The organism is Reichenbachiella agariperforans, assembly GCF_900142205.1.
GTDB lineage: Bacteria > Bacteroidota > Bacteroidia > Cytophagales > Cyclobacteriaceae > Reichenbachiella > Reichenbachiella agariperforans.
In genome coordinates this window covers 444,297-465,405 of sequence record NZ_FRAA01000001.1, presented here as the reverse complement: position 1 = coordinate 465,405, position 21,109 = coordinate 444,297, and the positions used below count along the sequence as shown (strand labels likewise).

Sequence of the window (21,109 nt, the reverse complement as noted above, 5' to 3'; positions counted from 1 at the left end):
ATGCCCAAATTGTTTAGTTTAGCGGCTATGAAGCTACTCAAAACCACATGGCCTATTGCCATACTATTGACCTTGGTCTGGTCAGGATGTCATACCGACAGTTGGAGACAGATCGGTAGATTAGAAGAAATCAACGACAGTATTCGCGTGACATACGCCCCCGACAAACGTGTGGCGGTGTATGACATCTCGCTGCTGTACGACAAGGGGCAGGTGAAGATCATAGGAGAGACCAATCAGCCTGCGGCGTTGGAGGTTCTAGAAGAGCAGTTGTTGCTGCAAGAGATTCGTGTGGATAATCAGGCGATCACGCTGCCTGATAGTTCGGTGGGAGAGATGGCCTATGCGCTCGTCAACAACTCGGTCTGTAATATCCGCTCCGAAGCACGACATTCGGCAGAGCTGGCGACTCAGGCGCTCTTAGGGATGACGCTCAAGGTACTGAAGCGTACCGGAGAGTGGTATCTGGTACAGACGCCTGATGGCTATATCTCTTGGGTAGATCATGGAGGCGTTCAGCTCATGACTGCCTCGGAGCAGCTCCGATGGAGCAAAAGTCCCCAAGTTATATACCTACACAACTATGGCAATGTCTATGCCGATGCAGAGGAGTCTGCTATAGTCTCAGACGTGGTGCTCGGTGATCGATTGGTAGCTAGACAACAGTCAGGTGATCATGTAGAGGTGGTATTTCCTGATGGGAGATTGGGGTACGTTCGTCAGTCAGAAGTAACGGATTTTAAGACATGGAAGGAAAATGTGTCTGCTACAGGTGATGGTGTGATGGGTTATGCGCTGGATCTGTTAGGAACACCCTATCTCTGGGGAGGCACGTCGGCCAAAGGAGTCGATTGTTCGGGATTTACCAAAACAGCCTATCTCATGAATGGCTATGTGATCCCGAGAGACGCTTCACAGCAGATACATGCAGGACAGGTAGTCGATCCAGCATTGAAATTCGAAGGGCTAGCCAAGGGAGACTTGATGTTTTTTGGTAGAGCAGCTACCGATACCACCCAGCAGCGTGTGACGCATGTAGGGCTGTGGATGGGAGATAGCACTTTCGTACATGCCTCCCGAAATGTTCGGGTCAGCTCCGTCGATCCAGCATCTGAGTTCTATGACGAGTCTAATACCAACAGGTATCTCGGTAGCCGAAGATACCTCGGCAATGAGCGCGGGATAAGTAAGTGGTATTGATTAACCTTATTGCTAAAGCACCCATGTTTCGTCCCTCCAAGTATCCTAGATTGGTCGGATTTGCTTTTGAGCGCACCGTCTAGTTGAGAATGAGGCTTGGGGAAAATAAATTTTCACTAAATGGATTGGGCGTATCCTAAAAATAACCAGTTTTAAGTGAACATGAAGTGCAGTGTGTGCTTTGTGAGGTGTTCTCGATATTAAAAAAAACTATACTGCAAGAATGAAGTTCTCAGAAAAAAAGATTCAAGTATTACTAGCTCTATATGAAAGAAAGTTTGATGGTAAATTCTATGAAATTTCTGAGCTTCTTGGAGATTACGGAATAGGGTTGTCATATGAAGAATCATATCAAATTGGTAAAGATTTAGAAGGTGATGGTTTTGTTAAACTTGCGGCCTCTTATGATTCTGTATCTGCTTACATTAATGGTATGATGTTTTTGATGGATTTGAAGACTTGAAAGTACTTTTTTAAAAAAAAAAAACTTAACAAGAAAAATTGGTTTGAAGTTCTTCAAGGTAAGTTGGTAGCAATTGGCATGGGTAAGCTGACTGATATAGCTATCGAGCTTGTAAGTGCGACCTTTGGTAGTCGAGGTTTGATTAGCTGAAACCTCTGGCATTTCAAAGACCATAAAATCACGTCATAGCCCGGCGATAGACCGAGCTATCACCCATCGGTGAGCGGAGAGGTTTTAACTTCCGCTAAGACTGGGGAGTTAGTGGGGCAAAACCATGCAACATCGATTATTATTAACTATTTTTAATCATATTTTTAACAAGTAAGGATTCACTGTGACGTTACAGTAGTATATAATTCTTAAAAACATATAATGATGAAAAATTTTAGAATAGTTCTTTTTTTTATTGGTGCGTTAACTTTCTCTTGTTCGGATAGCGATGATAACACAGTTAGCTTAGAGGATGATGCTCCTGATACCTGTGCGAATACGGAGGTGTATGATCCTAATTTTACAGGTACAGCTTGCTGTATTCAAAGAAATTCTGATCTAAGTATAGGGGAAATAATTGAGTATGAGTACTTTACAAATCTTACTGATCCAAGTATAGATTGGGAGGTGATCTCTGGTGATATTGAAATTGTTTCTGGGAGTAGCTCTAGTGTGGTAACCATTCGGTTAGGTGATTCTTTTACTGAAGGAGTAATTAATGCTCAAGGAATATCATCTGAGAATGCGGCGTTGGCCTGCGGAGAGAGTGTTACGATAATGAGAAACTAAAAACATATGGTATATTCTTTTGGAGCCTTTCTCTTCCTGCCCAGTTATATTACTCACTGCAACTGAAGCCTTTTTGGCATTTCAAAGGCCATAAAATCACGTCATAGCCCGGCGATAGACCGGGCTATCCCCATCGGTGAGCGGAGGGGATTATAGGAGGTTTCTTTTGTTGTAGTAGATGTTGTATCATTATACTCGCATAGATAAAGAGACCTATGATCAATAGACAATTAGATAAAGGAATAGGCGCCATATTCTTCGTTTTTACGATTGTATTCATCGTGGTGTCGATGACCAACGAGCCGTTTTTTGAATGGGTCTTTGAAAGACATCACAATCAATGGAGTTGGTATCTAAGACCGCTGTTTTTGCTGCCGTTTTGTTATGCCGCTTTCAACAAAAGTTATGCGGGCATGGCTATTTCACTATTTGCTTTGTTTACGAGTATGTTTTGGTTTCCCAAACCCGAAACCGTAGAGGACAGTGTGGTAGCATTTTTAGCTTTTGAAAAAGAATACCTCTATGGAGCGTGGAACCTGAGCAAGTGGTTAATGACCTTGACGATCCCCATTTCATTTATCGCATTAGGGTTGGCCTTTTGGAAACGGAGCTTGCCCATGGGGATAGCTGTCGTAGTACTGATGGCTACCGGAAAAATGGTTTGGAGTATTCAAAATGCAGGAGAATCTGGGAAATCAATATTGATCCCCGCCATCATAGGCTTAACCCTTTGTAGTGTATTGATTTACATTGGATTTAGACGGTTGGAAAGAAAGTAACCTGTTTTCTTATCGGTCACACCAGTATGATAGATGAAAAATAGCTGTCATCGTTGTGACTATTAGGTCATCGTGGGATTGTAAATACAAAAAGCCCATGAGATCGAACAAACTTAAACTCGAAAGTATCAATACTGGATCGATGGCAGATATTGCTTTTCTGCTCTTGATTTTCTTTTTGGTCAGCACGACCATTCTCCAAGAAAAAGGGTTGATGCTCAAACTGCCACCAGAGGTAGATGATCCTACGACGATCAAAATCAAGGATAGGAATGTGTTCAACATTTATGTCAATTCGAAGAACCAGTACCTTATAGAAAACGAAGTGCGCGGAGACCTGTCTGGTCTACAGTCTGAGTTGATCAATTTTATCCTCAACGAATCCCATAGTGATCACTTCGCTGAGTCTCCTCAAGATGCCGTGGTGTCTATCAAGACAGATCGAGGGACGGATTACAAGATGTTCATCACGTTGCTAGATGAAGTCAAGGAGTCATACTACACCATCTATGGCGACCGAGTCGGGATGAGTGCGTCAGCCTATCGGGCACTGGATCAGTCGGCGCTGGAGCAGCGTATCCTATACGAGAAAGGCAAAGAAGGTATCCCGATGAATATATCGATAGCCGAGCCAGATGCACTGGCAATCAAATAATAGTCTAATTCTAAATCACTCTAAAGCGCATTGAAGATGAAAAAGTTCAAAACCAAGAATGTCTCTAAATCAGAAATTTCTACTGCCTCTCTGCCTGATATCGTGTTTCTGTTGTTGTTTTTCTTTATGGTCACGGCGACTATCAAAGCCAAGGATGATCAACTCGTCGTACAGCCACCAGAGGCCAGAGCGGTGACTAAGGTCGAGCAAAAGTCGTTGATTAGGGAACTGACTATAGGTTATCCTAAAAACGCAGCTTTAGGAGTCGAAGCACGAATCTCCTCGGACGGAAAGCTGCTGTCGCTGGAGGAAATCACAAAGTGGGTGTTCGAGCAAAAAAACAGTTTACCAGAGTCACAGCGAGATCAAATGATCGTCATGCTACGGGCAGACGAGTATGTCAAAATGGGGCTAATTGCAGATGTTCAGCATGAGCTGAGGAAGGCTGATGCACGGAAAGTCCTGTTTCGAACGGTTCTGTTAAGGGGAGGGGCTTGATACAGTCTTGTGCTCCCGAACCATTGACGAACTCAACAGATTGTTCCACTAAGTCCCCCGAACCATTGGCTAAGTCAACAGATAGTTCCACTAAGTCACCTGAACCATTGACGAACTCAACAGATTGTTCCACTAGGTCACCTGAACCATTGACGAACTCAACAAAACCTTCCACTAAGTCATCCGAGCCACTGGCTATCGGTTGGTGTCTTCTGAAAGCTTCTCGTTAGATCCAGCTTTGTAGGGGTAGGTTTGGAAGATACGATCGATCGTTTTTTTGAGCGTCATCTCTGGGGTCTCTTTGCGGCTGTATTTGAGGTCGAGGCTAGCTTGCCAGACGAGTTTTTTCTTTTTGGCATCCCGAAACTCGATCAGTAGGAGTCCCTCCGTGTAGTGTACTGTGCGTGGCGGTGGACTGTAGTAGTAGTATGGGTCATAGTAGTTGGTGTTGCCCTGCGTCTCGGCAGTGACGGTTGACATGATTTCGTAGCGGACGATGAGGTCTGCATCTTTTTTCTGTTCGGCAAACTCCTTGACTTGCATGTTGAGCCGAATCTCTTGTTCGATCTGATTGAAAAAGGCTGTTCCTTCTGCCGAATAGGACTTGTTGTCGGATTGGAAATTGATGAGACGGTAGCTGCGGTAGTTGCTAAAGTCCATCTCTTCGTTGACAAAATCAATCACCCTAGCCGGTGCGCAACCGAAAGCCAGGGTGATCATTAATACTCCTATCAATAGTCTGTGCATACTACAGTTTACGGGAACTTAGGGTATTTGTCAAAGTCAGGGTCTCTTTTTTCCAAGAAAGCATTTTTGCCTTCTTGAGCCTCTTCCATGAGGTAGTACATGAGTGTCGCGTCTCCGGCAAATTCCATGAGTCCACGCTGACCATCTAGCTCGGCATTTAGTCCGCGCTTGATCATTCGTAGTGCCATCGGGCTGCGTTTCATCATCGTTCTGCACCAGTCTACCGTTGTTTCTTCTAGTTTGTCTAGGGATACGACTTTGTTGACCATGCCCATGTCTTCGGCTTCTTTGGCAGTGTACTGTTCGCAGAGGAACCAGATTTCACGTGCCTTTTTCTGGCCTACGTGTCTGGCTAGGTAAGACGAGCCAAATCCAGCATCGAAGCTACCTACTTTAGGACCAGTCTGTCCAAATTTGGCATTGTCCGATGCGATGGTGATGTCACATACCACGTGTAGTACGTGTCCTCCGCCGATGGCATAGCCATTGACCATGGCGATGACAGGCTTAGGCAGTGAGCGAATAGACTTGTGGAGGTCTAGGACGTTGAGACGAGGTACACCGTTTTCGCTGATGTAGCCACCGACTCCTTTGACGTTTTGGTCTCCACCCGAGCAGAATGCTTTGTCTCCAGCTCCTGTGAACACTACCACACGTACATCGGCTCTTTCTCGCGCGATATCCATGGCGTCTAGCATTTCGAAGTTGGTCTCGGGTCTAAAGGCATTGTAGACCTCTGGACGATTGATCGTGATCTTAGCGATACCTTCGAAAAAATCGAATTTGATATCCGTATATTCTTTTATGGTTTCCCAGTTGAAAGTACTCATGTCGTATTTGTTTTAAAGTCTCAAAACTAATGTCTGGAGGATAAATCCTTCATTTTTTTGAATAATTGTTTGTAGGCGCGTTTGTTTTCTTCGGCATCACTGAATACTTCGAGTAGTATTCGGCCTTGGCTGAAATCAAAGAACGTATCCCAGCTGGTGTCCAAATCCTCCCACGAATGAGCCGTTAGGTATCGGAAACCAAACTCATGTGCCACATGTGATGCACTAGAACGCTGATCTGTTTCGAAGAAGGTTTTTAGTTCTGGCTGAGCGGCTGGTCCGTCGATCATGCGAAAGATGCCTCCACCGTTGTTGTTGAATACGACGATGTGCAGGTTGTCTGGCAGATGATTGTGCCAAAAGGCATTTCTGTCGTAGAGGAAAGCGACATCTCCTGTCAGCAGGAGGGTGTTGGTGCCGGAGGCGAGGCAGGTGCCTACTGCCGTACTGTTAGAGCCATCTATTCCGCTGGTGCCCCGGTTGCAGTATATCGCGAGCTGGTTTTTGACTGCCAAAGTATTGGCATAGCGCACGGCCATGCTATTGGCGAGGTGCAGGTCGGTATGAGCGGGGATATGTTCTAGCATTGTCTTGTAGATAGTCGTCTCTGTCCAATCTCGGGGATTGATGTCGCTGATGAGTGCTTGCGCAGATTGGTTCGCATTTTGCCATTCGGTAAAAAATTGTTGCTGGGCTGCTTTTGCTTCCTGTTGGGTGTTGAGCCATTCGGATATAAATGCCAAGGTATCAATAGCAATGACCTCAGAGAGATGATCGTAGGTGTCAGCTGCATCTTGGTTTGGTGTGATGTGCCAGTGTGTTAGGTTTTTACATCCGCGTAAAAACAGCTTGAGATTCTTAGAGATTACTGATAGTCCAAAACTGATGATCAGGTCTGGCTGTAGCGATGGATCACGGTTGATCAGGAATAGGTCTTGGTGCTGAATGGCTTGCGCTACCTCATGGCAGTTGGAGATCACGTCGGCGATCACGGGGATATTGTGTTTTGTGCTGAGCTGGTTCAGCGTCGTGATCAGTTTTTCCTCTTTGTGGCCCTGTCCTGCAATGATGAGGATTTTGGAGTAGTGGGTGAGCTGATTGAGTAGCGATTTGTCCCAAGTTGAAGAAGAATCGGCTTGTACTACTGCTTGGAGTCCATTAGTCGCTTGGTAGGTTTTGTTCTGCTCTGGGTAGAAAGGTTCTTTGAACGGAACGTTGACCTGAACGGGGCCTGAAGCATCAGACGTACATGCCTGTAATGCCTGATGGATGCATGTATGTGTAGTCTCTAGATTTTCGTCGAATGACGGAAAATCAAAATAGGCTTTGGCGTGCGATCCGTAGAGTGATTGCTGGTAGATGGTCTGTCCATCGCGTTTGCCGATGAGGTCCGCGGGTCTATCCGCTGTGAGTATCAACAGCGGCACTTGGTTGAAATACGCTTCTGCTACAGCAGGGGCATAGTTGAGCCCTGCAGAGCCTGAGGTGCAGATCAGTACGGTGGGTTGGTGGGTTTTGAGTGAAAGTCCTAGTGCGATGAAAGCTGCTGATCGTTCGTCGGGCACACTGTAGCACTGGATCTCAGGATGTCGTGCGAAAGCAATGGTAAGGGCGGCGTTTCTAGAGCCTGGAGAAATGACTGCATGCTGTACGCCATACTGATGGCATAGCTCGGGGATATCAAAGGTAGATTGCAGATCCATTACAGGTTTTCGAATATGTTGAGCAGCGTTCTGAACTTGATTTCGGTTTCGTTCCATTCGAGTTCAGGAATGCTTTCTTCTGTTACGCCTGCGCCGGCATAGATGATTCCACCATCTTTGTACAGTTTGGTACAGCGTAGGTTTACATACAGAGAGGTGGTGCCGCCATGGTTGACTGGGCCGAGGTAGCCACTAAAGCACTCTCGGTCATAGCCCTCGTGCTCGGCGAGGAAGTTCGCCGCAGGGATCATAGGCATGCCACATACGGCAGAGGTCGGGTGCAGTAGTTGGAGCATGGTGCTCGCCAGTTCTGGAAAATTGGTCTCCTTCATGTTCACTTCAAAACTAGTTTTGAGATGAATGAGGTTGCCTGCTTTGACAGTTTTTGGTCCTATCTCTAGGTATTCTCTAAGTCTGATTTTCTTGAAACAGTTGATGATGTAGCGACTCACCAGTGCTTGTTCTTCGATTTCTTTTTGTCTCCAAGCCGCCCTGGATAGCTCGAAATCATCTGGAACACCCTGTGTCCCTGCAAGCGATACTGTACGGAATATTTCGTTTTGCGTCTCGATCAATAGCTCTGGTGTAGCACCTAGCCAAAGACCATACTGCGGTGTATAGACGATAGATACGAATGCGTTTTTGTAAGCCTTACAGAGTTTGAATAGCTCTTTGACTGGGTGAAAATTGTTCGAATAGCTGTATCCTTCTCTTCGTGAGGGGACGATTTTTTGATACTGTCCATTGTTGATGGCATCTTGGCATTGTTGGACTAGATCAATGAAAGCTTGCCTGTCGTATCTTACTTCTGGCGCTTTGTGCAGATAATCTCTAAAGTCAAATGACTGCTGTTCTTTCGTCTCTAGGTAAGCCTCAAAGAAGGTTTCTAGTGACTGATCCTGATGCTGTAACGTAGGATGTATTTTGAATGCATTGTCTTTTTCGTTGATCGAGATATCAGAGAGGATGTAGTTGGGTCTTGGTTCGTCTGATGGCGCAAAGGGGCTAACCATGAAGCCCTGCGGTGCATTCTCCAAATCCTCTATGTTAAGCTCGCTATCGCTAACTTGACAGCACCCTTGGATTAGTTCTTCTGTAGGTTTTCGCCAGATCGCAATAGGAGTATCTGTTTTGATCGCACAGTTAAAGAAAGCCATCAGGTTGGCTTCAAAGGTGCGACTAGCTGTTAGTTGCGCTGTTTTATGCTGAGAATTCATCACTTTTTTCTATCTAAAATCGCCATGGTAATGCGGCTCACACATACCAATTCCTTCTTCTCATTGTATATTTTGATTTCCCATACCTGCGTTTTTTTACCACGGTGTAGTGGGGTTGCGATACCTTCTACTACGCCTTCTCGGACACTTTTGATATGGTTGGCATTGATGTCTAGTCCTACGCAGTACTGCTCATGAGGGTCGATGGTCATTTGCGCTGCTACACTGCCGAGGGATTCGGCGAGTACGACAGATGCACCGCCATGTAGTAGCCCCATGGGTTGATAGGTACGCGAGTCGACAGGCATAGTTGCTTTGAGGTAGTCTGTCCCGATCTCTGTAAACTGTATGCCGATATGTTCTAAGAGGGTGTTTTGGGATAAATCATTAATGGCTTCCAGTGTAAAGATTTCATTGAACATATATTCCTTCTTTTTTCCCTTAATTTCGTGCGGTCACAAACAAAATCACATTTCGATTGAAAAGCAAAAATATATATATCATCCGTCATGGAGAGACGGATTTCAACAAACAAAAAAGAGTACAGGGCAGAGGGGTGGATTCGGATCTAAATGCACTGGGTAGACAGCAGGCAGCGTTGTTTTTCGAAGCGTACAAAAACGTTCCTTTTGAGAAGGTCTACACTTCATCGCTCAAGCGCACCATGCAGTCTGTACAGGGGTTTATTGAGATGGGGCTACCGTTCGAGAAGTTATCTGGTTTTGATGAAATCAGCTGGGGGTCTCACGAGGGACTGCCCTATGATGAGTTGCGTCATGAACTGTATCTCGCAGGGCTGGCCGAGTGGGGCAAAGGAAACCTTGAGCACCGCGTAGGGGGAGGAGATACGCCTATCGAAGTGTGTGAGAGGCAGCGTCTCGCGATGGATCAGGTGCTCGCAGGAGAGGAAGAGAATGTTTTGATTGCTACCCACGGTCGAGCCATGCGGATACAGCTCTGTTGGATGATGGGATTGCCACTGTCACGATCTGAGGATTTTCCTCATGCTAACCTGTGTCTCTATCAACTGCGGTATAGCGACGGAAAATATGAAATTGTAAAAAATGCTGATGTGAGTCACTTGTCTGATCTCAAAGTAATGCCAGGAGAGTAGGTAGTTGGTTTATGGATAGTGTCAGTCCGAAGTGATTCCTGCCTGAACAAAGATGGCTTGTATATCAGACGCAATCGGAAAGGGTTTCATCGGGGGGACATTGGCGCCACCAGGATTACCTACAGGTACTTTGCCGACGAAGGATTTGATTCCACCTACTAAGAGTCGAGGGATTTGACCGATTACTTCTTTTGCACTTTTGATTTTGAATCCAAAGCATAACATCTTCCAGTGCACGAGCGAATGTGCATAAGGATACTTTTGTCCTAGGATATGCGCTCGCTCTAGGTGCGTCCATGCCTGCTGTAGATTTTCAGTAATATATGCGTCCGTGTATTGGACTAATTCAGCTTTGAAAAATGGTTTAAGCTTAGAAGGTAGACTGGTGTATAGTTTCATATAGGTACAGTTTGTTCGGTTAGATTACGCGAAGGGATTGGTTAGGGTTCGTTGATAAAGTTGACTATATCAATTAGAAGTTAAATTGTAATTCAAAATTTCAAGTCTATTTCAAGGTAGAATATTACCTAATTATTTGCCCCCTTCGTTTTTACCCTCTCTTGAAAGCCAATTTGGTATCTGTAGAGTCTTTGGGATCGAAGAAGTAGCCATCATAGTCAAAAGCCTTGAGATCTTCTACGTTAGTAATCTGGTGATCGATGATGTAGCGTGCCATGAGTCCACGCGCTCTCTTTGCAAAAAATGAGATGAGTTTGTACTGACCATTTTTGTGATCCTTGAACTCCGTATCTATCACTTGTGCTTTGAGGCTTTTTCTGTCGACTGCCTTGAAGTATTCGTTGGAGGCTAGGTTGATCACTACATTGTCGTCCTGCGCTTTGAGGTCTTTGTGTAGCATTTTGACGATTTTGTCGTCCCAGTAGCTATATAGATTTTTGTGTTGATCGAATACCAATCGCGTTCCCATCTCCAGTCGGTAGGGTTGTATCAAATCTAGAGGCCTCAGTAGCCCATAGAGTCCAGACAAGATACGTAAATGCTGCTGAGAAAAATCTAATGCTTTGTGGTCTAAGGTTTCTGCTTCTAGCCCGAGGTAGACATCACCTTTGAAGGCATGGAGACAGGTTTTGGCATTTTTTTCATTGTGGGTGGCTTTGAATCCTTTGTAGCGACCGACGTTGAGATCAGCGATGTTTTCACTGATGCTCATGAGTGACTTTAGGTCTGCACTTGACTGTTGTTGGAGTACAGATACCAATTCCTTGGTTTCTTTTGGGAAACGGGGAAAAGTATGTTCACCAACAGTTTTTGTTTCAAAATCGAGAGTCTTGGCAGGAGAAATAAGTGCAATCATGTAGCTATTGTGTTTTGCTGCGAAGATAAAGCACATCTATAGACTAGAGAAGATCACCCAATAGATTTGTTTGATGTCGCGATAGGGGAACGTATAATAAGCTACTGTCTCATGTCATTCAGTCTTTCGTTGGTTAAACATCCAAGGAATGAGCATGTCGTTGGTCCAGGCTTTTTGGAAAGTTTCTCCGTGTCCCAGACCTGTATATTCTGTGTATCGGACATCTGCACCTGTCTCCGCCAGGAGTTGGTGCATGTTGCGTGAACCTGCGACGGGGTTGTATTGGTCTATGTCTCCATGAAATATCCAGACAGGAATGTGTTTGATTCGCTCAACCTGACTAGGGTCAGAATAACCCGCCATAGGAACCGCCGCAGCAAATAAATCTGGGCGTCTTGCGATAAACTCCCAGGTGCCAAATGCTCCCATGGATAAGCCTGTTAAGTAGACACGCGCAGTGTCAATATGATACTGAGTGATCGTCGTGTCTATGAGTTCTAGTGCGGCAGCACCTGATTCAGAGGGTGTTTCGTTCATGGTGTAGCTGCCGTCTTTTTCCAATCCCTCGAAGGGGGTTTCAGGAGTGTTACCGACCCACTTGGCCCATTCTTCGTTGGTGGTTTTGTTGGAGCACTGGGGGACGAGGACTATGCAGCGGTAGCGGTGTTGCATATTGGGCGATACGATGGCATTTGGCCCGTTGAACAGTGGGATGTTATTGTACGTCTTGGGGGTGTTGTCAGTGCCTCGTTCACCTCTGCCATGTAGGTGAATAAGCAAAGGGAGCTGCTCATCAGGTTTTAGATCCGAAGGGACGAATATCCTGTAAGGCAAGGCTAAGCCATTGGTAGCAGAGAAAGTGTGTGGCTGCATGACGCTAGACAAGTTCTCATAGATCCAAGTTTGATTTTCGGTCTCACTTAGTGCTTGATAACTCGGTTCTTCACTTTTCGAATCGCCTTTTGGTTTGGATTGACATTGACAGAGGGTGGTGATTAGTAGGATTAGATATGGGAGTTGAATAAACTGTTTTTGATTCATAGTCGTGTGCTGTTTGCGCAGATATACTAAGATAGGTGAGACCTATGGCTTGTGTGTTGCAAAGAAAATTCTACCCTGTGCGTTTGATACAAATGTCCATTGTCATCGCTTGTTTTACGTTTCATCAAATTGTCTTTTCTAATCCTATAACCCTTCATTATCTTCGACGTAGAAATCAAAAAAATAAAATACATCATGGAGTTTAGAAAATTAGGAGAGTCAGACTTAGAGGTATCAGCGATTACTTTCGGTGCATGGGCAGCTGGAGGATGGATGTGGGGACATACCGAAAGATCAGAAGCTGTAGCAGCTATCAGAGCCGCCTATGATCATGGGATGACTTCTATAGATACTGCTCCGATTTATGGTCAGGGAACGAGTGAGGAGATCGTAGGAGAGGCCATCAAAGATTTGCCTCGGGATCAGGTTCAGATACTTACTAAATTCGGATTAAGATGGGACTTGAACAAAGGCGAACACTATTTCGATAGTCAAGACAATGAAGGCAAGGACATAGCCATTTACAAATATTCAGGGAAAGAAAGTATCATCGCCGAGTGTGAAAACAGTCTCAAAAGACTGGGGACGGATTATATTGACCTTTATCAGATCCACTGGGCGGATAGTACCACGCCTATTGATGAGTCATTCGAAGCAGTGGCACAGTTGATTCAGCAGGGAAAAGTGCGACAAGCGGGCGTATGCAACTATGATGTAGCACAAATGACGCAGGCGGAGCAAGCGGTGTCTTTGGTATCTAACCAGATTCCGTTTAGTATGGTGAACCGTGGAGTAGAGGATGAGACTGTACCGTTCTGTATCGAACAAAACAAATCAGTGTTGGCTTATAGTCCGATGGAGCGTGGTTTGTTGACAGGTAAGATTACACCTGACTATAAGTTTCAAGAAGGAGATCATCGTGCGAACCATCCGCATTTTCAACCTGATTTTCTCCAAAAGACCAATGATTTTCTGAATAAGATCAAACCAATCGCTGACGAAAAGAATGCCTCACTCTCACAGTTGGTGCTACGATGGACGATCGAAAGACCCGGTATCACCATAGCACTAGCGGGTGCGCGAAATGCGGAACAAGCCATTCAAAACGCTAAAGCCATAGATGTAAAACTTTCGGCGGAAGAATTAGCTTTCATCAGCAGCCATGTAGAAAAATTGTACGTTTAGATGTAAAAAAAATATTCACCTTAAATAAACAACCATGGCAAGCGTAAACACCTATTTGAATTTCTCGGATCAGACTGAAGAAGTATTTAACTATTACAAAACCATTTTTGGCGGAGAGTTCGCTGGGGATGGGTTTTCACGGTTTGGCGATATTCCTCCTTCGGACGATATGCCAGCTATCCCTGAGTCTGACAAGGATTTGATCATGCACGTCGAACTACCCATACTTGGAGGGCATAGTTTGATGGGATGTGATGCCCCTGCCTCTATGGGGTTCAAATTGAACAAGGGGAACAATGTGCATATCAGTATTCAGATGGATAGTAGAGAAGAGACCGATGCGCTATTCTCTAAACTAGCATCAGATGGTGTGATCACTATGCCACTGGCAGAGATGTTTTGGGGAGATTATTTTGGAAGCTGTACGGATCGGTACGGTATCCAATGGATGCTCAATTGTGCTGCCAAATGAGTAAGTGTTTAAACTTTGAGAACATGCAGCAAGGAGTACCAGTACTACGAAAGTAGTGACTGACTAATGTGTCCTCAGTGTGAACAAGAGAGAAAGTCTACTGAGGGTTTCCTCTCTTTGTTGAGTGTACCAGCTTGACGCGCGCTCGAACATGCAGTGATCACTCGCATTCAAGACAGAGGACTGAAATACCGATCTGTTTCAAGATAAGTTTTTCATCGTGATAAATATAGCACGCAAAAGCATCGTAGCTTTGTGTTTTTAAAATTTTCAGATCAACAGGGTATGCGTGAGGAGTCTATAGCAGAAAAAACGGGAGGAGGTTGTTTTAAGCGATTTCAGGTACCTATAGATGGTTATACATTGCCCGAGCGATTTACGTTTCCATTTTATTACGAACCGCACCCACTCTGTTTGTTGGCGGTCGAAGCGTTGCAGACACATCTCAAAGAACAACGCGAATGGAAACATGATTTTGGGTTCGATGCGTATGTCGATGCACCCAATGTTGGTAAGATGTTTGGCGTGTTACTGGTACGAAATCAAGCTGGGGAGGTTGGTTATTTGACTGCTTTTTCGGGAAAGCTGGCTGGAGTCAATTTACATAAGGGGTTCGTGCCGCCCGTAGTTGATATTTTGGAGATGGATAGTTTTTACCGCAAGGGCGAAAAGGAAATCATGGCGATCAATGAACAAGTCTGGGCATTGGAGAAGTTACCGGATTATTTGGCATGCAAATCAATGCTGTCCGCCGAAGAGCAACAAGCAGCCGAGGAAATCGCTGCGAAGAAAGCGGAAGTGAAGGCTGCCAAACAAGCACGGAAAACCAAAAGACTAGAAGGACAAGAGACACTGGATGCAGACGCTTTCGAGCTACTCGAAAAACAACTCAATCATGAAAGTAGTCAGATGCATTTTGGTCAGAAGGATCTGAACCGAAGCTGGAAGCAAAGGCTCGAAACACGCCGTGCTGAGTTAGCGGCGTTTGAGTCCGAGATCAATAAACTTAAAAAAGCACGAAAGCAACGCTCTTACGATCTACAGCAAGAGATTTTTGATCAGTATCAGTTTCTCAATATAGAGGGAGAGACCAAGAGCCTGATGGATATATTCGTGGAGACACCTTTGCAAGTACCACCGTCTGGTGCTGGCGAGTGTGCGCTGCCTAAGATGCTACAATATGCTTTCAAACATGACATGCAACCGCTCGCCATGGCAGAGTTTTGGTGGGGACAGTCGCCGAATTCAGAGATTCGAAAGCACGGCTTTTTTTATCCGTCGTGCAAGGGGAAATGCGAACCTATCCTCACACACATGTTAGATGGTATGACCTTAGATGAAAGCCCGATCAAATATTTATCTACCAAAGAAAAGGAAATTGACGTCATCTATGAAGATGAAGTGATGGCTGTAATACACAAACCTGCTGATTTGCTCTCCGTGCCAGGTCGAAATAGTTCTGACTCGGTATCGGAGCGTATGACCGAGCGATTCCCGAATATGACAGGGCCTGTGATGGTACATCGGCTAGACAGAGCTACTTCTGGGCTGATGCTCATCGCTAAGACCAAAGATGCACATAAGGCACTGCAGGAGCAGTTTCTTACGCATACGATCAAGAAACGATACCTCTCGGTACTTAAGGGGATAGTGGAAAAGGACGAGGGGACGATCGATTTACCATTGCGAGTAGATCTAGAAGATAGACCAAGGCAGTTGGTATGCTATACCCATGGCAAGCCAGCTCAGACTAAATGGAAAGTACTGGATCGAAAAGACGGGCTCACGCGTATTTATTTCTATCCGATAACAGGGCGTACACATCAGTTGCGTGTACATGCAGCACACCCTTTAGGGCTCAATGTGCCCATGGTGGGAGACGATCTTTATGGGCAGCGTGCGGATCGCTTGTACCTCCATGCTGAGACGATAGAATTTTTGCATCCCGTGACGAAGGAGAAAATGTCCTTTCAGCGTGATGCTGAATTTTAAACTAGGTTATTCATGGAAGCATTTGTTGGACTTGATCCCAATCTATGTTAAGTGGTTTCTCTTTGAAGGAATTGGGCGTTTTGTAATCAGACGATTTTTGTATTCTATCACTATCCAGTGGATGGGTTCGGATAAATTCTAAATCGTCAAGTGCCGTACTATTCTTTCTTTTGAGACGGATAAAAAACTGTCCTAATCGACGTGGATTGATTTTGCTTTTTTTGGCTAGCTCTAGTGCAAAATCATCCGCTGCTTCTTCATTTTTTCGATCAAATGCTGTAGAGATTCCTAGTTTAGTCAACTCTGACATGAGCACTGCGTCACCTCCAGTGGCAATAGAAAAAAATGCTTCCATACCTATAGTTTTGGCTATCTTCTCAATGACGTGCTTTTGCTCTGCGTGACCGATTTCATGTGCTAGAATTACAGCCAGTTCTTCTGCAGACCCAAGCTCTTCTATCAATCCTGTGAAAATGTAAATATTACCATTGAGGGATGTGAAGGCATTGATCTGACTGTCTCGGATGACGTGAATCTGATAGTCGTAGGATACTGTATCCATATGAGTCGTGAGTCTAGTCATGATCACTCCGAGGACTGAGTCTAGTGGTGCCTGATTAATTGTTTCGAAATCTTGGAGCATGTACTCATTCATAAAGTCCGCCATTTCCTGTTCTGTCTCTGCTTTGATCGCAAAGGGGTTGGCATCTATCTCATAGTTGTAGTAGGAAAAGGCTATCCAGATCAGACCGAATATCGCTAGTAGTATGAGGAGTTCTTTCCAAATTTTTCCTGACATCACATAGGAGGTTGATTGCGGACAGTATTATTTTCAGAAGTATTCGTGATTTTATAGACCTGATGATAGCAGAGTTTTCCAAAAAACAAGAAGTAGTACATATGTCCTTTTCGTGCTTTGACCGCACCTATAATACTGAATATGAAATATAGAATGTTTAAAATCCCAGCCATGATGAGGTAGCCTATGTATGGATCGGAAATCTCTAAATCCTTGAAAAAGAAAATCTGCAAGGTCCAATAAAGTGCTCCAGCATTGATCAGTGTAGTAGGAAGCTGACTGAATAGAGATTGCATGCTATGAAACTTAACGAAGCGAGAGTTCTTTTGCTGCACAAAGTAATAGATCACCGCAGCTATTAGATTGATAATAGGCAAGGGGAGGCCAGCTCCCATTGCCGCAAACATCATCAAATAGGCTCCCATAGCATCTTCTTTTTCCTTTTTGGAAAGATTGTCTGGTTGTTCTAATTCGTGATATTCCATACTGTTATTTACCTGAGAATGGAGGGTAAGTGTCAGTCATGTAGCTCAAATAGAGGTTGATACGAATACCCCATCTCAGGGTACCTACGTTGAACCTAAACCACGACTCTGGGTAGTTGCCCGTAAACAAAACCGAGAAGAAGGCTAAGAACATAAGAAACATAGTGGCGTAGGATCTGAATATGAGTATAAATATGTGTGGTAATACTACATATAGCCAGCCAAATAAAAAACGAACCAAAACAGAGCTTCTACTTGTAGTCTCTGAATAAGGTACTTCTAGTTGGAAAGCCTCGTCTTCGGATTCTAAACCAAATGAAGGATAGCCATCAGCCATGTTATATAGCCTGAGATTGACTCGGGTACTCCATTTGATGAGTTTGAGTTGGTATTCAAAAAATGATTCAGGATAACTGCCCGTAAATAGGATCACCCAAAAAGTGATAAAACTTAAAATTTGACCCCATAGCCCTAAAAACAACAGAATGAATGCATGAGGAAACCCAATGTAAATCATTCCAAAAAAGGAACGTAAAAGTAATTCTCCTCTAGAATAGCTGTCTTGATGTTTAACTTCAAAAGTCATAATGGTTAGTGATTTGTTATAAAATTATAAACCTTGAAGATACAATGATATGGTCGAGGACTGCAAGTACTCGACCTAGATTCCTTAGTTATTCATTAGACTTTCTATCTCTTCGGCGTGAATTGGGATGTTTTTCATGAGGTTTTTCTGTCCTGATTCAGTGATCACAATGTTGTCCTCTAGACGGATACCGATTCCTTCTTCGCGTATGTAAATACCAGGTTCTACTGTGAGCACCATGCCGGGTTCGAATTTTTTGTAGATACTAGCGACATCATGGACGTTGATTCCCAAATGATGTGAAGTGCCATGCATGAAATATTTTCTGTATGCTGGACTGTTCGGATCCTGCTTTTCTATATCGACTTTGCGAAGTAGCCCGAGTGCTAGTAATTCGCTCTCCATGATTTTGCCAACCTCTTTGTGGTATTCAGGGATTGCATTACCTGGGATTAGCATTTCGGTTGCTGCATTTTTGACTCTTAGTACTGCATTGTAGACATCTTTTTGCCGTTTGGTGAACTGACCGTTGACAGGAATAGTTCTGGACATGTCGGCATTATAATTGGCATATTCTGCACCTACATCGAAGAGGATTAAATCACCATCTTTGCACTGCTTGTTGTTCTCGACATAGTGTAATACACAGGAGTTAGCGCCTGATGCGATGATGGGTTCGTATCCAAACCCTGTTGCTCTATTTTTGAGAAATTCATAAATGTATTCTGCCTCGATTTCATACTCCCAAACACCTGGTTTGGTGAACTCTAATATTCTTCGAAACCCTTTTTCGGTGATATCACAGGCGTGTTGTAGTTGTTTGATCTCTTCGGGTTCTTTGATACATCTGAGGTCTGTGAGGATAGGAGCGATGCGTTCATAGCGATGCAGTGAGTACAGCGACTGGCACCATTTGTTGAATCGCATGCTACGTGTCTCTACAGCTGAGGCATTACGGATGTGCTCGTTGCTGTCTAGGTAGATGTTTTCGGTCTCCGCGAGAATGGTGTTGAATGTACTTTCAAAAGAATCCAACCACATGATATTCTTGATGCCTGATGCTTCCTGTGCTTCTTCTTTGGTGTATTTGTGGCCTTCCCAAATAGCGATTTCTTCGTTGGTTCTGCGAAGAAATAGGATCTCTCTCATGTTCTCGTTAGGGAAGTCAGGTGCTATGAGCAAGATAGACTCCTCCTGATCGATCCCAGATAGGTAGAAGATGTTAGCGTCTTGCTTGAAAGGTAGGGTGCCGTCTGCCGTGGTAGGCATTATATCGCTAGAATTTAAGACGGCTACTGAACTAGGTTTTAACCTTTTGCTGAATTTGGCTCTGTTTTTTAAAAACAGATCTTTGCTTATGGGGAGGTATTTCATCTGAGTATTGTTAAATGTTGTGAGGTAAAATTAATTGTTAATAAAGTCTTTTGGATACAAAACGGAATATAATCCCACAAGTCGATACCCTGTTTCGGGTAACTTATTTTAGCTAATTTTGCCTCCTTAAAAATTTAAGAAAATCGATACGTGGATTACGAACTGATAGAACTACCCAATAAAATCCGAATAGTACATAAGCAAGTACCTCACACCAAAGTGTCGCACTGTGCCATCATGCTCGATATAGGGAGTAGGGATGAGAAAGAGGGACAGCAAGGGATTGCTCATTTCTGGGAGCACATGGCGTTCAAAGGGACTAAAAAGCGTAAAGCGTATCATATTATCAATCGACTAGAATCTCTGGGGGGAGAGCTTAATGCTTATACGACCAAAGAGAAAATCTGCTTCTATGCGACCATTCTGGACAAGCATCTCGATAAATCGGTAGAGCTGCTGAGTGACATTACTTTTAATTCAATCTTTCCAGAGACTCAGGTCGAGAAGGAGCGTCAAGTGATCCTAGAAGAAATGTCGATGTATCTGGACGATCCAGAGGATGCCATACAGGATCAGTTGGATTCATTGGTGTTTAAAGGACACACATTGGGAGATAACATTTTAGGAACCAAAGAAAGTGTCAGGCGTTTTCAGTCTCAGGACTTTCACTCGTTTTTGGATGAGAATATGGACACCTCGCGCATTGTTCTATCTTCGATGGGGAGTTATTCGATGGCTGATTTGCTCAAGTCAGTGACCAAATACTTAGAGCCAGTTCCAGAAGTTACTCGTGAACGTACTCGTGTAGTAGTCAATGGGTATAATGCACAGCAGCTATCCGAAAAACGTGATATCACGCAAGCGCATATTGCTTTGGGATCTAGGGCTTTTGATATTCATTCAAAAAATAGAGTCCCATTTTTTGTGCTTAATAATATACTGGGGGGGCAGAGCATGACTTCTAAACTAAACCTTTCTCTTCGAGAAAAATACGGTTTGGTGTACCATGCAGAGAGCAATTTTATGACTTTTTCGGATACAGGATTGTTTTCGCTTTTTTATGCGACAGAACCTAGGAAGGTCAAGAAGTCCTTGGATATCGTCAAGCGTGAGTTTGACAGGCTTAAGAACGAAACCCTCGGCGTAAGGCAGCTGCAAGTAGCCAAGGATCAGATCAAAGGTCAATTGGCCATCTCGGAAGAGAACAACCAGCACTATATGCTGATGATGGCTAAAAGTATATTGAATTTCAACAAGATAGAATCCTTGGAGTCTGTTTTCGCGAAAGTAGACCAAGTGACGGCAGATCAGATGAGGGACTTGGCTCAAGACATGCTAAATATAGAGGAGATGTGCGAGCTTATCTATATTCCCAACAAATAGCTTCGGTTGTCCCTGAATCACTTTTCTAATTGCGGTTTTTTTAGCAACTTCATACCAGTAGGACAGTTAGAACGATGTGATTATGAACTATTGGTTAGTCAAGACAGAACCGAATACATATTCTTGGGACGATTTCGTCAATTTAGGAAAAGATCATTGGGACGGTGTACGCAATTATGCGGCACGCAAGCAAATGATGGCGATGAAAGTCGATGATCAGGTGCTGTTTTACCATAGTGTAAATGAAAAATCGGTAGTTGGTATTGCTCAGGTTGTCAAAGAATTCTACTCAGACCCTACGACTGACGATGATCGATGGGTAGTGGTCGATTTAGTCCCAGTCAAACCTTTAGTTCATCCAGTCTCTTTGGATCAAATCAAAAATGATCAACGTCTCGAGGAGATGGTACTTATTCATAATTCTCGGTTATCTGTACAACCAGTCAAAAAAGAGGAATTTGATGTCATTCTAAAACTAGGAGATGCATAAT

24 protein-coding genes are annotated in these 21,109 nt (G+C 44.1%); 12 read left to right on the top strand and 12 right to left on the bottom strand.

Annotation, left to right across the window (positions count from 1 at the left end; all coding sequences use genetic code 11):
• The 6 genes from BUB99_RS01705 to BUB99_RS01680 all read left to right on the top strand — a co-directional run bounded on the left by BUB99_RS01705 (position 1) and on the right by BUB99_RS01680 (position 4,375).
• Positions 1 to 1,200 (top strand): C40 family peptidase, encoded by a 1,200-nt coding sequence (locus BUB99_RS01705; protein ID WP_084190289.1) that lies wholly within the window; start codon positions 1 to 3, stop codon positions 1,198 to 1,200.
• Positions 1,201 to 1,423: 223 nt separating this feature from the next.
• On the top strand, positions 1,424 to 1,663 hold the full coding sequence (locus BUB99_RS01700; protein WP_073118859.1) for a hypothetical protein: 240 nt from the start codon (positions 1,424 to 1,426) through the stop codon (positions 1,661 to 1,663).
• A 372-nt stretch (positions 1,664 to 2,035) separates the two neighbouring features.
• Positions 2,036 to 2,443: a hypothetical protein gene (locus BUB99_RS01695; protein ID WP_073118856.1), complete on the top strand. Its 408-nt coding sequence runs from the start codon at positions 2,036 to 2,038 to the stop codon at positions 2,441 to 2,443.
• 215 nt (positions 2,444 to 2,658) lie between these two features.
• Positions 2,659 to 3,222, top strand: a complete 564-nt coding sequence (locus BUB99_RS01690; protein WP_084190288.1) for a hypothetical protein — start codon at positions 2,659 to 2,661, stop codon at positions 3,220 to 3,222.
• Positions 3,223 to 3,319: 97 nt separating this feature from the next.
• The gene (locus BUB99_RS01685; RefSeq protein ID WP_073118854.1) at positions 3,320 to 3,877 is read left to right on the top strand and encodes an ExbD/TolR family protein; all 558 of its coding nucleotides are present in this window, start codon (positions 3,320 to 3,322) and stop codon (positions 3,875 to 3,877) included.
• 36 nt (positions 3,878 to 3,913) lie between these two features.
• Positions 3,914 to 4,375, top strand: coding sequence for an ExbD/TolR family protein (locus tag BUB99_RS01680; protein WP_073118853.1), 462 nt, complete (start codon positions 3,914 to 3,916; stop codon positions 4,373 to 4,375).
• 195 nt (positions 4,376 to 4,570) lie between these two features.
• On the opposite strand, the gene BUB99_RS01675 is transcribed toward BUB99_RS01680, so the two are convergent.
• Genes BUB99_RS01675 through BUB99_RS01655 form a run of 5 tightly spaced genes read right to left on the bottom strand, consistent with a single transcriptional unit; the run spans position 4,571 to position 9,294 of the window.
• Positions 4,571 to 5,122: a DUF4136 domain-containing protein gene (locus BUB99_RS01675; RefSeq protein ID WP_073118851.1), complete on the bottom strand. Its 552-nt coding sequence runs from the start codon at positions 5,120 to 5,122 to the stop codon at positions 4,571 to 4,573.
• 8 nt (positions 5,123 to 5,130) lie between these two features.
• The gene (menB, locus tag BUB99_RS01670) at positions 5,131 to 5,952 is read right to left on the bottom strand and encodes a 1,4-dihydroxy-2-naphthoyl-CoA synthase (RefSeq protein ID WP_073118849.1); all 822 of its coding nucleotides are present in this window, start codon (positions 5,950 to 5,952) and stop codon (positions 5,131 to 5,133) included.
• A 26-nt stretch (positions 5,953 to 5,978) separates the two neighbouring features.
• A complete protein-coding gene (gene menD / locus BUB99_RS01665; protein WP_084190287.1) occupies positions 5,979 to 7,712 on the bottom strand; it encodes a 2-succinyl-5-enolpyruvyl-6-hydroxy-3-cyclohexene-1-carboxylic-acid synthase in 1,734 nt (577 codons plus the stop codon).
• On the bottom strand, positions 7,655 to 8,872 hold the full coding sequence (locus BUB99_RS01660) for a chorismate-binding protein (protein WP_073118845.1): 1,218 nt from the start codon (positions 8,870 to 8,872) through the stop codon (positions 7,655 to 7,657). Before BUB99_RS01660 ends, menD begins: the two co-directional genes overlap by 58 nt.
• Positions 8,872 to 9,294 carry a hotdog fold thioesterase gene (locus tag BUB99_RS01655; RefSeq protein ID WP_073118843.1) on the bottom strand — a complete coding sequence of 141 codons (423 nt, stop codon included), beginning with the start codon at positions 9,292 to 9,294 and terminating at the stop codon, positions 8,872 to 8,874. Before BUB99_RS01655 ends, BUB99_RS01660 begins: the two co-directional genes overlap by 1 nt.
• Positions 9,295 to 9,350: 56 nt before the next feature.
• Between BUB99_RS01655 and BUB99_RS01650 the strand changes: the two genes are divergently transcribed.
• Positions 9,351 to 9,986: a histidine phosphatase family protein gene (locus tag BUB99_RS01650; protein ID WP_073118841.1), complete on the top strand. Its 636-nt coding sequence runs from the start codon at positions 9,351 to 9,353 to the stop codon at positions 9,984 to 9,986.
• A gap of 21 nt (positions 9,987 to 10,007) precedes the next feature.
• Here the strand turns inward: BUB99_RS01650 and BUB99_RS01645 are convergent, their stop codons facing one another.
• The 3 genes from BUB99_RS01645 to BUB99_RS01635 form a co-directional block, all read right to left on the bottom strand.
• On the bottom strand, positions 10,008 to 10,385 hold the full coding sequence (locus tag BUB99_RS01645) for a DUF3703 domain-containing protein (RefSeq protein ID WP_073118839.1): 378 nt from the start codon (positions 10,383 to 10,385) through the stop codon (positions 10,008 to 10,010).
• Between the two features lie 151 nt (positions 10,386 to 10,536).
• Positions 10,537 to 11,301, bottom strand: a complete 765-nt coding sequence (yaaA, locus tag BUB99_RS01640) for a peroxide stress protein YaaA (protein WP_073120515.1) — start codon at positions 11,299 to 11,301, stop codon at positions 10,537 to 10,539.
• A 114-nt stretch (positions 11,302 to 11,415) separates the two neighbouring features.
• The gene (locus tag BUB99_RS01635; RefSeq protein WP_073118837.1) at positions 11,416 to 12,342 is read right to left on the bottom strand and encodes a carboxylesterase family protein; all 927 of its coding nucleotides are present in this window, start codon (positions 12,340 to 12,342) and stop codon (positions 11,416 to 11,418) included.
• Positions 12,343 to 12,537: 195 nt separating this feature from the next.
• Here BUB99_RS01635 and BUB99_RS01630 point away from each other — a divergent pair, with 195 nt between their 5' ends.
• The 3 genes from BUB99_RS01630 (at position 12,538) to BUB99_RS01620 (ending at position 15,991) form a co-directional block, all read left to right on the top strand.
• Entirely contained in the window at positions 12,538 to 13,527 is a 990-nt protein-coding gene (locus tag BUB99_RS01630) for an aldo/keto reductase (protein WP_073118835.1), read from the top strand.
• A 34-nt stretch (positions 13,528 to 13,561) separates the two neighbouring features.
• Complete coding sequence (locus BUB99_RS01625) at positions 13,562 to 13,999, top strand: VOC family protein (protein ID WP_073118833.1); 438 nt, start codon at positions 13,562 to 13,564, stop codon at positions 13,997 to 13,999.
• A gap of 285 nt (positions 14,000 to 14,284) precedes the next feature.
• Positions 14,285 to 15,991 (top strand): RluA family pseudouridine synthase, encoded by a 1,707-nt coding sequence (locus BUB99_RS01620; protein WP_073118831.1) that lies wholly within the window; start codon positions 14,285 to 14,287, stop codon positions 15,989 to 15,991.
• Between the two features lie 10 nt (positions 15,992 to 16,001).
• Here the strand turns inward: BUB99_RS01620 and BUB99_RS01615 are convergent, their stop codons facing one another.
• The 4 genes from BUB99_RS01615 to BUB99_RS01600 all read right to left on the bottom strand — a co-directional run bounded on the left by BUB99_RS01615 (position 16,002) and on the right by BUB99_RS01600 (position 19,235).
• Complete coding sequence (locus tag BUB99_RS01615) at positions 16,002 to 16,790, bottom strand: M48 family metallopeptidase (protein WP_073118829.1); 789 nt, start codon at positions 16,788 to 16,790, stop codon at positions 16,002 to 16,004.
• On the bottom strand, positions 16,790 to 17,275 hold the full coding sequence (locus BUB99_RS01610) for a DUF4870 domain-containing protein (protein WP_073118827.1): 486 nt from the start codon (positions 17,273 to 17,275) through the stop codon (positions 16,790 to 16,792). The genes BUB99_RS01615 and BUB99_RS01610 overlap by 1 nt, the downstream gene beginning before the upstream one ends.
• Before the next feature lie 4 nt (positions 17,276 to 17,279).
• Positions 17,280 to 17,861, bottom strand: coding sequence for a DUF4389 domain-containing protein (locus BUB99_RS01605; protein WP_073118825.1), 582 nt, complete (start codon positions 17,859 to 17,861; stop codon positions 17,280 to 17,282).
• Between the two features lie 84 nt (positions 17,862 to 17,945).
• Complete coding sequence (locus BUB99_RS01600; RefSeq protein WP_073118823.1) at positions 17,946 to 19,235, bottom strand: aminopeptidase P family protein; 1,290 nt, start codon at positions 19,233 to 19,235, stop codon at positions 17,946 to 17,948.
• 150 nt (positions 19,236 to 19,385) lie between these two features.
• On the opposite strand from BUB99_RS01600, the gene BUB99_RS01595 reads away from it, so the two are divergent.
• On the top strand, positions 19,386 to 20,618 hold the full coding sequence (locus tag BUB99_RS01595; protein ID WP_073118821.1) for a M16 family metallopeptidase: 1,233 nt from the start codon (positions 19,386 to 19,388) through the stop codon (positions 20,616 to 20,618).
• An 82-nt stretch (positions 20,619 to 20,700) separates the two neighbouring features.
• Positions 20,701 to 21,108 carry an EVE domain-containing protein gene (locus tag BUB99_RS01590; protein ID WP_073118820.1) on the top strand — a complete coding sequence of 136 codons (408 nt, stop codon included), beginning with the start codon at positions 20,701 to 20,703 and terminating at the stop codon, positions 21,106 to 21,108.
• Position 21,109: the final 1 nt, after the last annotated feature.